Genomic DNA, 12,724 nt, shown 5'->3' with positions numbered 1-12,724 from the left:
AAACCTACTTAAATGGCGTTACGCCCCAGAAAGTAATAAATATGATGATACAGAGTGCCGCCCAAAGCCCTGCAATGATGTCATCCAGCATAATTCCGAAACCGCCAGCAACTTTCTGGTCGGCAACATGGATTGGCCAAGGTTTCCAAACATCAAACAGGCGGAATAAGCAAAAACCAATTAGTGCCCATTGTAACGACATTATATTAAAAAATATTAAAGGCAGAAGAGTAATTGATTGTCCTGCAAATTCATCCCAAACAATTCGCCCATCATCATGAACATCAAGGACTTTTGCCGTTTGACCACAAATATAAATTCCCACCAAGGACATGATGAGAATAGCGATTAAACTTAAGGTAAATCCGAGAGATAACCAGATAGGAATGAAAAGTAAGGCAAAAGCAGAGCCAAAAGTACCGGGTGCTTTAGGAGCGAGACCAGATCCAAAACCAACCCCACAGAAAACGATGCAGCGGTTGAACCAAGACATGTTCTTAAAATGAATCGGCGGTTTATGCAAAGTGTTGGTATCCATGAATTTGCAATGGGTAATCTGAACCCAAATGCTCAAAAGTTAGTTTTGTTTGCTCAACGATCTGTCCGATCATTGTAATCTTAACGTCCAGTTGTTTTTGCAAAAGTTTTCCATAATTTTGCGGTGTTATTGTAAAACATAATTCGTAGTCATCACCACCTGCAAGTGCATACTGCCAACGTTGTTGTTCTTTTAATTGTTGCAATACAGGGTCAACAGGTAATTTTTCCAAGACGAGTCGGGCTCCAACCTTGGATGCTTTTAAAATATGTCCTAAATCTTGCGCTAAGCCATCTGACACATCAATCATGCTAGAGGCAAGGCCTTTTAGCTCTTCTCCAAGCTGACAGCGTGGTGTCGGATAGTCGAGTCTTTGCTGTAGAGGATGGCCTAAGTGCTGTAAACCGTAGGCTGCATCACCTACCTGTCCGCTCACACAAACATAATCACCAACTTTTGCGCCTGAACGTAACACGGCTTTTCCGGTTTCAATCCAGCCCATGGCTGTGACGGTAATGGTGAGATGTGGGCCTTGAGTGGTATCTCCACCAATTAAGGCAACACCAAACTGATTACAACAGTCATAGATTCCCTGACTAAACCCTTTAAGCCACTCATGGTCAACTTGAGGCAAGCTGATTGCTAGTAAAATACTGTGCGGTTTGGCACCCATTGCAGCAATATCTGAAAGATTTACAGCAACACTTTTCCAGCCAATCGCATGAGGTGAGGTTTCAAGAGGGAAATGACGTCCAGCAACAAGTGTATCTGCACAGATCACCAGTTGTTGATTTGGAGGGGGAGTAATTAAGGCTGAGTCATCACCAATACCAAGCGCGACATCGGAGTTTGACTGCCGATTAAAGTACTGGTCAATAATTGAAAACTCAGCCATAGAACACCAAGCCTATTAGTTTGCTTGTTGTTTTTCTGCGCTACGCAGTGTCGAACTTAGGCGGTCTAATACACCATTGATGTATTTATGACTGTCTGCTCCGCCAAAATGTTTAGCGAGTTCGATTGCTTCATCAAGTACCACACGGTATGGAATTTCTAAATGATCACGTAACTCGTAAGCACCTAAACGTAAAGTCGCAAGCTCTACACCATCAAGTGCGTCAATTTCACGGTCAAGTACCGGAATAAGTAACGCATCAAGGTCTTCGTGCTGAGCGATGACTTGAGTAAGTAGTTCGTGATAATAGCTTAAGTCGACCTTGTGCATTGCATTTTCAGCACGGGTACGTGCTTCAATTTCGTGTACAGGGTTGTGACTCATTTGCCATTCATAAATACCTTGTACAGCAAAACGACGTGCTTTGCGTTTTGCTGCATAAGCGGCTTGCAGTGTTTGAGACATGCTTTAAATTGCCTTTAATAAATTAACCATTTCAATTGCAGTTAAAGCAGCTTCGCTACCTTTGTTTCCTGCTTTTGTACCTGAGCGTTCGATTGCTTGCTCGATGCTGTCAGTAGTTAATACACCATTGATAACAGGCAAGCTGCTTTCTAACGCAACTACACCTAAACCTTTTGCACATTCACCAGCAACAAAGTCAAAGTGAGGCGTGCTACCGCGAATCACTGCACCAAGAGCAATGATGGCGTCAAACTGGTTTGATGTAGCTAATTTTTTAGCAACGATCGGGAGTTCCCATGCGCCAGGAGCGTGAATAACAGTAATGTTATCTTCATTTACGCCGTGACGTTTTAATGTGTCGATCGCGCCTTCCAATAAGTGTTCAACAACAAAGCTGTTGAAACGACCCACTAAAATCGCATAACGACCTTCGCTTGCGAGATGTAATAAACCTTCAATACGGCGAATTGCCATAGCAACCTCGATTATTTCGTTGTGATTTGATCAGCAGTGACATATTCCACTACTTCTAAATTAAAGCCAGATAAGGCATTGAAACGTAATGGTGAGCTCAGAAGCTTCATTTTTTCAACACCTAAGTCACGCAAAATTTGAGCACCTACACCAATCGTTTGATATTGGTGTGAAAGTGCTGCATTGGATTTCACCGGTTTTGGCTTGTTTAAATCATCCAACGCTGGTCCCAAGTCTTGCAAATGATCTTGCCCGATCCAGACTAAAACGCCGCGATCACTTGCTGCGATCGTCTGTAGTGCACGGTCAAGATTCCAAGCAGGTTCGCCGTCAGCCTTATTCAGCTTAAGCAAATCACGAATTGGGCTGAAACCGTGTACACGTACCGTTGTAACACCTTCTTTTGGCTCGCCTTTAACTAAAGCCAAATGAATGTCCGGGTTACCGATCTCGCGATAGCGATAGAGCTCAAATGATCCGTATTCTGTTTGAATCGTTTTTTGATCCAGACGTTCTACAGTTTGCTCATTCGTCATACGGTAGTGAATTAAGTCGGCAATTGTACCAATTTTTAGGCCATGCTTCTCGGCAAAAATTTCTAAATCTGCACGGCGTGCCATTGTGCCATCTTCATTGATGATTTCACAAATCACAGATGCAGGTTCAAAGCCCGCTAGACGTGTTAAATCACAGCCTGCTTCGGTATGACCTGCACGGTGTAAAACACCACCTGGCTGAGCCATGAGTGGGAAAATGTGGCCCGGTTGTACGATATCGCTTGGTTTTGCATGCGCTGCGACAGCCGTTTGAATTGTATGTGCACGCTCTGCTGCTGAAATACCCGTTGTAATACCTTCAGCTGCTTCGATCGATAACGTAAAGTTTGTACTATGCTGAGCACCATTTTGATCAACCATCAAAGGAAGATTTAACTGTTTACAGCGCTCACGGCTTAACGTTAGGCAAACTAGACCACGTGCATGTGTAATCATGAAGTTAATATCTTCAGGACGAACATGCGTTGCTGCCATGACAAGATCACCTTCATTTTCGCGATCTTCGTCATCCATCAAAATAACCATTTTGCCTGCACGAATATCGGCGACAAGATCTTCAACACGACTCAGCGGCATTCGCTTTCACCTTTTTTTGTCGTAAGACAATTTCTATTGAATAAATTTCGCATAGTTTACGCTGTTTATAGAATTTTGCCTATGATTCTGATTTATCCAAATTTATAACGAGACATAATAGATCTGGATTTATTTATCTGAATAAATCATAAGAGAATAAAATTATTTAAACTAAATACCATGAATTTAAATAAAAAAAACCTAGCCAAAAGGCTAGGTTTAAATGCGCACAAAGACTTTTAAGAAGCTGCACTACTTGGGCTATCATTTTGTGGAATTGATTTTTTGCCCATCAAAATTTCAGTTCGAATATTTTGCGCAAGCTCTGCACATTCAGCATTCATGCCGTTAATCATAAATGCATGGCGAGTCATAACATTACTTGGGTTTGGCATAGCAACAAGCTGATAGCTGTCTTGAATCGCTTTAAGCTGATCATTATCAAGATAAAGTGCAGATTCTTTCGCGTGAAGATGTTGTGCTAAACGCTGAGCAGCTTCTTTGGCATCAATTTGCATTGCTTCTACAGCATGACACACGGCACTACGGGTTTGCAGTGCAAAGCGTTTATCTTCACGATAACGTTTATATAAAACGTCTGACAGTAATTGGAACACTGTACCTACCATAAGTAGGCACTCTACAGCGTGTGCATGTGAAGTTGAGATTGCGAGTGTTGCGCCTTCGGCATGGAACTCATCTACTACCTCAATATCTGTAGACTTTAAATGATAATGCTTCGTGCATAGCTCAATACTTTTATTTAAAAAGAGCTGACAAAGTTTAAAGTAAGGAACAGAAACAGACTGGTTAACGCTACTTAACAACTGTTTAGGGTCATAAAACTGAATATTAAGTGCCAAGGTATCTTGATCTGGAGACTCAGCGCTCTTTTCTGGTTGTGTACGAACCAGTGGTTTAGCTTTAGCTTGCTGCTGAGCTTGTGCGACCAAGGTCACTGTATTTTGCTTTTCTAGTGCGAGTGCTTGAGTTAACTCTTGAATCTCATGTTTTAAACGATTTTCTTCGTTAATACGGGCCAAGTATTCGCTACGGGTTGGACGAGCGATAGCACGGTAAGCAAGCCATAATAAAATATGTAGGAACAGTGAAGCTAAAATCGCAAGCCATTGGGTACGAAGAATTTCCCCAATACTTGGTTGAATAAGCGTAATTTCAATAGAACCGACTTTCTTCTCGTTTTGAAGAGCATCACGAACAAAAACTTCGCCTTCGCGAGTTTTTGACATGCCGCTTGTCGCTAGGACTTGTTTATTGGCATCAAGAATACGAATAGATGCCACACTTGGATTGGTCGCATAGCGATTGGCAATAAGCGCCAAAGATACCGTATTGGCAGGCTCAAGCTCAGATAAGCTGTCTGCTACGAGTTGACTGGTCATGAGCTGACCTTGACTCGCACGGTTTTCATTGAGCTGGTGTGTCGTTGCAATCACCAATAAAAAGGTATGCAATGCAAAACTAATGATCAGTAGGCTAGCAAATAGCCCTTGTCTAGGCGCAATCAAGTTAAACTTCCAAGGCAATTATATTGAAATTCGATTATGATTCTTACAATAGTTGTCACTCAGACTAGAGTCAATTCATGCGAGAAATCATTCTTATATCCTTTTTAGGACCGGACCAACCAAACCAGTTTACCCGATTAATGCAAGTACTATCCGTACATTCATTGCAAATACTGGATGTAGGTCAGGCCGTTATTCATAATCAACTGACATTGGGCATCGTGGTCGCCTCTGAAAATGAAACTGCGACAGCGTTGGCAATGAAAGAGATTTTGATTTTAGCACATGATATTGGCTTAACAGTGCGCTTTAAACCAATCTCGGGCACAGAATACGATCAATGGGTAAGCGAAGGTGGACGAACCCGTTATATCGTCACTGCTTTAGCGCCTGAACTGACTGCTGCACATTTACAAGCAGTTACACAAATTGTGTCTACACAAGGCTTTAACATTGAAACTGTCACCCGTTTATCGGGCCGTGTAGACCTTGAAAAAGACAGTACCTTGCCTCGTCGTGCTTGCGTACAGTTTGGTTTAAGCAGTGGTCCAACTTTAGATGCACAAGCGATGCGTGCTGCTTGTTTACTTCTTTCAAGCGAATTAAATATTGATGTTGCTGTTCAAGAAGACAACGCTTATCGACGTAATCGCCGTTTAGTGTGTTTCGATATGGATTCAACTTTAATTGAACAAGAAGTGATTGATGAATTGGCGCTTGAAGCAGGGGTAGGCGCGCAAGTTGCTGAAATTACTGAAAGAGCAATGCAAGGTGAGTTGGACTTCCAACAAAGTTTCCGTGCACGTGTTGCATTATTAAAGGGTCTTGATGCATCTGTTTTACCTAAAATCGCTGAGCGTTTGACCATTACTGAAGGTGCGGAACGCCTTATTTCGACTTTAAAAGCACTTGGATATAAAACGGCAATTTTATCTGGTGGTTTCCAGTATTTTGCTGAATATTTACAAGCTAAATTAGGTATTGATGAAGTTCATGCCAACGTTTTAGATGTACAAGATGGCGTTGTAACAGGTGAAGTGAAAGGTGTAATTGTTGATGGTGCGCGTAAAGCAGAGTTGCTGCGTGAGCTTGCCAACAAACTTGGTATTTCACTAGAACAGGCAATGGCTGTCGGCGATGGCGCAAATGATTTACCGATGCTTGCGATTGCGGGTCTTGGCGTGGCATATCGTGCTAAACCGCTTGTTCGTCAAAATGCCAATCAGGCGATTTCAAGCGTTGGGTTAGATGGTGTCTTGTATTTACTCGGTATGCATGACAAAGATTTAAGCCGTGCCTAAATAATACTGAACAATCATTAAGCGCTGCTCAAGAGTAGCGCTTTTTTTATGCAGAATAGTCATAAAAACAAGCAAGTTATGACAAAATGATGCACAGAAAAAAGGCAATAAAAAAAACTGAAAAAAACTTATTTTGAGGCAAAAAAACAGCATAGTTTTTTGTAATGACACGCCAGAATTGACGCCATATAGGAAGTAGAACTTTTTTAAATTTGCAAAAATGTAATGACAAAAGAATGTTGCGACAAAGTATGTCGCTTCGACAAATAACAGGTCTTTTTTTCTAAAAAAAAACATCCATAATGCTTTCTAAGCTTCAACACAAATCATGAATTAAAGTTGTTTTTGGAATGAGGTCTGGTGTTCAGACCGAATGTTTTTAGACGTTTTCATTAAGACGGAGGTTTCTATGGTAACAGCGAATTTTGCCGCTATCGCCGGACTCAGCTTAATTGCTGTCGCGCTTGTTGCTGTGTTCTTTTCTCCTTACCGTCGTTGGCTTGGTTTTATGCTTGCAGGGATGTTTTTTTGGGGGCTATTGGAAGTGGTCCGTTTTGGAGTTCAAGTCACTTTTGAAATGCCAGTCACATATAGTTATTTAACTGCACTAAGTCTAGCGATGGTAATGGTCACATTTATTTTATTACGTGAGGATAAACAGGCACAGAAGGCTTTGGCAAATCGCCAATATATAGAACATACGCCAGTATATGAAGATGATCAGCAGCAATGTTCTAGCCGATAATTAAATTGTTATCTAACGGTAAAAAGGTATGCACAGCATGCCTTTTTTATTTACGAAAACATGATTTTTATTATACAAAGCATTTATTAAAAAATAGCCAGTTATGCTACGATAGGCTGGTCTGTTGACGTTTCATATATAGATTGCGTTGCCAATTAGAATATCATCAGTCGATGCACAAAACAGGCAATGGGGAGCCCTTGCTGAGTTTTGCCCCAAGGTTTTCATAAAAATACAATAGGCGTGAATGTTCATGAAACTTTCTTCTATACCTGTAGTCAAGTTACCACTTGTTGATGTCAGTACAGACCCGTTAGATTTATTGGTAGCAGGTTTGGCACTGCGTATGAAACAGTTGGCACGTACAAGTCCTAAGTTTATTGAGCTAGTGCATGACCGCGCATTCCGCATTCAAATTGGTACTGATTTAGGTGTGGCTCGCCAAATTATTATTAACCATGGCCATATTGATACAGTCGCTGGTTCACCTGAAAAAGCTGACTTTATTTTGCAGTTTGCAGATAGTGAACAAGGTGTAAAAACCTTACTTAAAGGCGACCCAACTGCATTCATGACGGGTATGCAAGAGGGTAGTATCAAAATGGAAGGTGATTTCAGCCTACTTGTTTGGTTTAATCAGGCAGCTAAATTGATTCCACCAAAATTACCTAAACCAGTAAAAGATAAAGTACGTCAGGCACGTGCCTTTATTAAAGAAAAGACTGGTCGTTAAGACCTAATAAAAAACTCCCGATCGGGAGTTTTTTTATATCTATGCTTCAACTTCTAAATTGAAAGTGACAGGCCCATCATTAATGAGGTGTACTTTCATATCAGCAGCAAAAATACCTGTTTGAACATTTTCAAACTGTGAACGGGTATATTCAACTAACTGTTCATAGAGCGCTTTTGCGTCGCTCGGTGGCATGGCTGGACCAAAGTCTGGACGTAAGCCTTTTTGGGTTTGTGCCATGAGCGTGAACTGAGAAACAAGTAGGACTCCGCCATTTGCTTGTGATACATTCCAGCCCATTTTGCCTTGCTCATCATCAAAAATACGATATTTCAAAATTTTATCGATAAGCTTCTGACCTATGGCTAAAGTATCGTCTCGGCCAATTCCTAAAAAAACCAATAAGCCATTCTGGATTTCACCGGTCGTTTCACCGTCTACCACCACTTTAGCTTCAAGAACTCGTTGTATTAAAGCGCGCATTGTTAGAGAGAGTTTCTGCAATTATTTGAATTGATGCAGTTTAGCAGAAATTAATTTAAATGATTTTTAAAAGGAAATTTCATGGAGTTGCAACAATGGTATAAAAGCTCATAATTCATCTATAAAAATATGCTTTAATGCTAAGAAGCAAGCGAATAATCATTGACTATGTCTCCAATTATCCATTCTTTACTTGATACAGACTTGTACAAATTTACGATGCTACAAGTGGTTTTGCATAAATTCCCGCAAACACATAGTGTCTACCATTTTCGTTGCAGAAATTTAGAAGATACTGTTTATCCATTAGTGGATATTTTGGATGACTTAAACGAGCAACTCGACCATTTATGTAATCTCAAATATAAAGAAGACGAACTACAATATTTAAGAAAATTACGCTTTATTAAAAGCGACTTTGTCGATTATTTAGAATTATTCCAACTTAAACGACGTTTTATTCAGGCCAGTATTGATAATGAAGGTCGACTAGATATTCGGATTGAAGGGCCAATGGTTCAGGCCATGATGTTCGAGATTTTTGTTTTAGCGATTGTAAATGAATTATATTTTAGCCGCATTAAAACAGACGAAGTTTGGGCGGAAGGCGAACGACGTTTACAAGCAAAGCTTGAATTGATTCAGCAGTACGAAAAATCTCAACAGCCGAATGATCCTCCATTTTTAGTTTCTGATTTTGGTACACGCCGTCGGTATAGTTTTGAATGGCAAAAACATGTAGTTGCTGCATTTCATAAAACTGTGCCAAATGTATTCCGTGGAACGAGTAATGTTTTGCTGGCTAAAGAATTAAATATCACGCCAATTGGAACCATGGCACATGAATTCTTGCAGGCGTTTCAGGCGCTTGATGTCCGTTTACGTGATTTTCAAAAAGCTGCTTTAGAAACATGGGTACAGGAGTACCGTGGAGACTTAGGAATTGCTTTGACCGACGTTGTTGGTATGGACGCTTTCTTAAGAGATTTTGACCTGTATTTTGCCAAACTATTTGATGGCTTACGTCATGACAGTGGTGACCCATATGAATGGGGTGATAAGGCTTATGCGCACTACCGTAAATTAAAAATTGACACCAAAACCAAAATGTTGACCTTTAGTGATGGCCTTAATTTGCCAAAGGCTTGGGAGCTACATCAATATTTCAAAGACCGTTTTCAGGTGAGTTTCGGTATTGGTACGAATTTGACCAATGACATGGGCCAAACACCGCTCAATATTGTATTGAAACTGGTTGAGTGTAATGGTCAGTCGGTTGCCAAAATTTCGGATAGCCCTGGCAAAACCATGACTGATAACGATACGTTCTTGGCTTATTTACGTCAGGTTTTCCAAATTGAAGAACTTGATGAAGCTGTTTAATCACAATGTAGTCTGACAGTTTGGCAGCTACTTAACGCTTGTGAATGTTTATATCTGATTTTCTGCTAAACGGTAGCAGAAAATCAGAGTTTGATAGATATAAGCTTATGCTAAGATGAAATTAAGCTGGTATAAAAAGTAACCATGACGATGACACTCCCTGATTTTAAACTCGATTTATTAATAGAAGCAGAAGAGTTAGTGCCTTATTTAGGTAATGAATATATCCGTATTGTAGATTTGAGTCGTGCATCAGTTTATGAGCAGCTCCATATTCCACATGCAATTCATTTACAGCCTAAATGGTTGGTCGCTCAGCATGAAGAAGCCACTGGTATTTTGCCAGATGAAGCAGGTTTACAAGCCCTCATTGAAAAATTAAATATTTCACCAAATCACCATGTAGTGGTCTACGATGATGAAGGTGGAGCATGGGCAGGACGTTTAATCTGGAATTTGCATTGCTTAGGATTTACACGTACGAGTTTAATTAATGGCGGTATTCATGCATGGCTTGGGGCAGGTTTACCGACTACAGCTGAGGTTGAAGAACTGCCTCGAGTTGATGATTTAATCCAGATTGATTTATCACATGCTGCACAGTTCCGAGTGAACTATGAAGAATTACGTAAACAGGTTGAACAAGAAAGCATTCAATTGTGGGATTGCAGAACGATTGATGAGTACAGCGGTGTTCGTTTAGCAGCGCGACGCGGTGGTCACATCCCAAATGCACTCCATTTTGAATGGAGTACTGCACTTAATCGACAAAATCATCTAAAATTGCATCCGCTTGAACGCACGCGGCAGCGTCTTGAACAACTTGGGTTCGATTTAAAACAACCTGTAGTCGTATACTGCCAGTCACATCACCGTTCTGGTTTGGCCTATATTTTGGCTAGACTTTTGGGTTGGGAAGCAAAAGCCTATGATGGTGCGTGGAGTGAATGGGGCAATCGCCTCGATAGTCCTATCATTACTGGAGAATCGCCGTCTTGAGTTTTACATCTCGCTTAAAAAAAGAATTATTTATTAAGGCACAAAATCTTGTTCCTCAGCATCAGTTAAGCCGTGTGGTGGGTAAAGTTGCTGCAAGTGAAAATCCGGTATTAAAAGCTGCGGTTATTCATGCATTTAAAACCAAATACGGTATTGACTTGTCGATTGCTGAACAAGGCAATGCACTTAAATATAAATCTTTTAATGATTTCTTTACTCGTGCATTGAAAGATGGCGTACGACTGGTTGATGAAAACCCAGATAGTATTGTTTCACCAGCAGATGGCGCTATTTCACAAATTGGTAAAATTACTGCTGGCGAAGTTTTTCAGGCAAAAGGCCAAAGTTTCTCTGTAGAAAAATTAATTGGTGACCCACAACTTGCTCAACCTTTCCAAGAAGGCGAGTTTGCAACGGTTTATTTGTCTCCACGTGATTATCACCGTGTTCATATGCCATTTTCAGGCACATTAACTGAAACTTTATATGTACCGGGTGAGTTATTTTCAGTAAATCAGGTGACTGCTGAAAATGTACCGGGTTTATTTGCCCGTAATGAGCGTATGGTTTGCTTGTTTGATACTGAGCTTGGTCGTATGGCTGTTGTTTTGGTCGGCGCTATGATTGTTGCAGGTATTGAAACTGTAGCAACAGGTAAAGTAAAACCATCGGGTCGTATCGAATTACAACATCATGAGTTGAAGTTAGAAAAAGGTGCGGAGCTTGGTCGTTTTTATTTGGGTTCTACTGCTATTATTTTATTTGAAAAAGATAAAATCGAGTGGGAAAAACGTTTTAAAGCCGAGTCAGTTGTTGTCATGGGCGAACGTATGGGTCACACGATTTAACTCATAAATAATATAAAAAAGAGAGCATCTGCTCTCTTTTTTTATACACATTTTTATAATTAACTCTATTTTTAAATATAATGTTTATCAGTAAATAAATTTTCAACTCATTATAAATACTTACTAAGAGAATAAAATGTCCCCAACTCCTATCATTAGCTTATATTTTGCTTCGGTTTTGACTTTTGTGGCCGCGTTACTTCATTTTATTTGTGTGTTTTGGGGAGCAAATGGTTTTCGGTTTTTGGGGGCTGGGAAAAGTATTGTTCAGATGGTCGAAAAAGGGCATTGGTACCCGAATCTTATGGCTATAGCTGTAGGTTTTATTCTTTGTATTTTTTCTTTTTATGCTTTTTGCGCAGCAACTCGTTTTATGAATTTACCATTTGAAAAAATGATTATTTCTCTAGGGTCTGTTGAGAATTACCGAGAGTTAATTAAACTCGCGCACAATTGAATCATGGCTTCAAAACTCGTATCTGTTTTACAACTACGCATCGCTATACGTTTAAATTCTTTTAACTTACAGAAATAGTTTTCAATGAGATGACGCCATTTATACATAATCGTATCAAATGCTCTCATTACTTTTCGATTAGATTTAGGTGGGATCACCACTTTCACTTTACGTTCATTGAGTTCTTGGATGAGCCAATCTGCATCAAATGCTTTATCCGCTAGTAATGCCTGAAAATCAACATCTTCGATTAAAGGTTTGGTTTCTACTAAATCGTGATATTGACCAGGCATTAATCGAAACTTAATGAGGTTGCCTAGACTATCCACTAAGGCAAGAATTTTACAGGTCATTCCACCTCGAGATCTACCTATAGACTGTTTGAAAGTCCCCCTTTTGCACCTTGCCCATGTCGATGAACTTTAACAATCGTTCCATCAATCATGGCGTATTCCAAATCAACATCTTCATTTACAGATGCAAAAATAGTTTCAAATACACCAGCTTTCACCCAATCACGGTATCTTTTAAAGACGGTATTCCATTTACCAAAATGAGCAGGTAGATCACGCCATGGACTGCCTGTACGGGCAATCCAAAGGACTGCTTCTAAAAATAATCGATTATCTTTTCCACTACGACCTCGATCGGTCACTTTACCTAGGCAAAAAGGTTCCATTTTTGCCCATTGGGCATCAGTAAGTATGTATCTATCCATAGTACTATTATAAATTAATCAGT

Annotated in this window: 13 protein-coding genes and 2 pseudogenes; 7 read left to right on the top strand and 8 right to left on the bottom strand. The window is 40.2% G+C overall.

The window, feature by feature from the left end:
* Positions 1 to 4: 4 nt before the first annotated feature.
* The 6 genes from MKL35_RS16485 to MKL35_RS16460 all read right to left on the bottom strand — a co-directional run bounded on the left by MKL35_RS16485 (position 5) and on the right by MKL35_RS16460 (position 5,052).
* Entirely contained in the window at positions 5 to 538 is a 534-nt protein-coding gene (locus MKL35_RS16485) for a phosphatidylglycerophosphatase A family protein (protein ID WP_032011073.1), read from the bottom strand.
* Complete coding sequence (thiL, locus tag MKL35_RS16480; protein WP_032011072.1) at positions 516 to 1,433, bottom strand: thiamine-phosphate kinase; 918 nt, start codon at positions 1,431 to 1,433, stop codon at positions 516 to 518. The genes MKL35_RS16485 and thiL overlap by 23 nt, the downstream gene beginning before the upstream one ends.
* A 15-nt stretch (positions 1,434 to 1,448) precedes the next feature.
* Positions 1,449 to 1,898, bottom strand: coding sequence for a transcription antitermination factor NusB (gene nusB / locus MKL35_RS16475; RefSeq protein WP_002053850.1), 450 nt, complete (start codon positions 1,896 to 1,898; stop codon positions 1,449 to 1,451).
* A gap of 3 nt (positions 1,899 to 1,901) precedes the next feature.
* On the bottom strand, positions 1,902 to 2,372 hold the full coding sequence (gene ribH / locus MKL35_RS16470) for a 6,7-dimethyl-8-ribityllumazine synthase (RefSeq protein WP_001007829.1): 471 nt from the start codon (positions 2,370 to 2,372) through the stop codon (positions 1,902 to 1,904).
* An 11-nt stretch (positions 2,373 to 2,383) separates the two neighbouring features.
* Positions 2,384 to 3,505 (bottom strand): bifunctional 3,4-dihydroxy-2-butanone-4-phosphate synthase/GTP cyclohydrolase II, encoded by a 1,122-nt coding sequence (gene ribBA, locus MKL35_RS16465; RefSeq protein WP_002053756.1) that lies wholly within the window; start codon positions 3,503 to 3,505, stop codon positions 2,384 to 2,386.
* A gap of 239 nt (positions 3,506 to 3,744) precedes the next feature.
* The gene (locus MKL35_RS16460; protein WP_081404432.1) at positions 3,745 to 5,052 is read right to left on the bottom strand and encodes a hypothetical protein; all 1,308 of its coding nucleotides are present in this window, start codon (positions 5,050 to 5,052) and stop codon (positions 3,745 to 3,747) included.
* A gap of 59 nt (positions 5,053 to 5,111) precedes the next feature.
* Between MKL35_RS16460 and serB the strand changes: the two genes are divergently transcribed.
* From serB to MKL35_RS16445, 3 genes are all read left to right on the top strand, one after another.
* A complete protein-coding gene (gene serB / locus MKL35_RS16455; protein WP_004711408.1) occupies positions 5,112 to 6,335 on the top strand; it encodes a phosphoserine phosphatase SerB in 1,224 nt (407 codons plus the stop codon).
* Positions 6,336 to 6,744: 409 nt separating this feature from the next.
* Positions 6,745 to 7,080: a ciprofloxacin tolerance protein AciT gene (aciT, locus tag MKL35_RS16450; RefSeq protein ID WP_002054010.1), complete on the top strand. Its 336-nt coding sequence runs from the start codon at positions 6,745 to 6,747 to the stop codon at positions 7,078 to 7,080.
* 253 nt (positions 7,081 to 7,333) lie between these two features.
* Positions 7,334 to 7,813, top strand: coding sequence for a hypothetical protein (locus tag MKL35_RS16445; protein WP_002053983.1), 480 nt, complete (start codon positions 7,334 to 7,336; stop codon positions 7,811 to 7,813).
* 39 nt (positions 7,814 to 7,852) lie between these two features.
* On the opposite strand, the gene dtd is transcribed toward MKL35_RS16445, so the two are convergent.
* Positions 7,853 to 8,296 (bottom strand): D-aminoacyl-tRNA deacylase, encoded by a 444-nt coding sequence (gene dtd, locus MKL35_RS16440; RefSeq protein ID WP_001202028.1) that lies wholly within the window; start codon positions 8,294 to 8,296, stop codon positions 7,853 to 7,855.
* A gap of 168 nt (positions 8,297 to 8,464) precedes the next feature.
* Between dtd and pncB the strand changes: the two genes are divergently transcribed.
* The 4 genes and pseudogenes from pncB to MKL35_RS16420 form a co-directional block, all read left to right on the top strand.
* On the top strand, positions 8,465 to 9,679 hold the full coding sequence (gene pncB / locus MKL35_RS16435) for a nicotinate phosphoribosyltransferase (protein WP_004711411.1): 1,215 nt from the start codon (positions 8,465 to 8,467) through the stop codon (positions 9,677 to 9,679).
* Positions 9,680 to 9,829: 150 nt separating this feature from the next.
* Entirely contained in the window at positions 9,830 to 10,678 is an 849-nt protein-coding gene (locus MKL35_RS16430; protein WP_016805735.1) for a sulfurtransferase, read from the top strand.
* Positions 10,675 to 11,526, top strand: a complete 852-nt coding sequence (asd, locus tag MKL35_RS16425) for an archaetidylserine decarboxylase (RefSeq protein ID WP_032011067.1) — start codon at positions 10,675 to 10,677, stop codon at positions 11,524 to 11,526. Before MKL35_RS16430 ends, asd begins: the two co-directional genes overlap by 4 nt.
* 136 nt (positions 11,527 to 11,662) lie before the next feature.
* Positions 11,663 to 11,935 (top strand): annotated as a pseudogene (locus tag MKL35_RS16420) (hypothetical protein); the annotation flags it as partial.
* 14 nt (positions 11,936 to 11,949) lie between these two features.
* On the opposite strand, the pseudogene MKL35_RS16415 reads toward MKL35_RS16420, so the two are convergent.
* Positions 11,950 to 12,701, bottom strand: a pseudogene (locus MKL35_RS16415) (IS5 family transposase).
* Positions 12,702 to 12,724 lie beyond the last annotated feature (23 nt).

The organism is Acinetobacter sp. AOR41_HL, assembly GCF_027854645.1.
In the GTDB taxonomy this organism is placed as follows: Bacteria; Pseudomonadota; Gammaproteobacteria; order Pseudomonadales; family Moraxellaceae; genus Acinetobacter; species Acinetobacter nosocomialis.
This window is presented reverse-complemented; position numbering and strand designations above follow the sequence as displayed.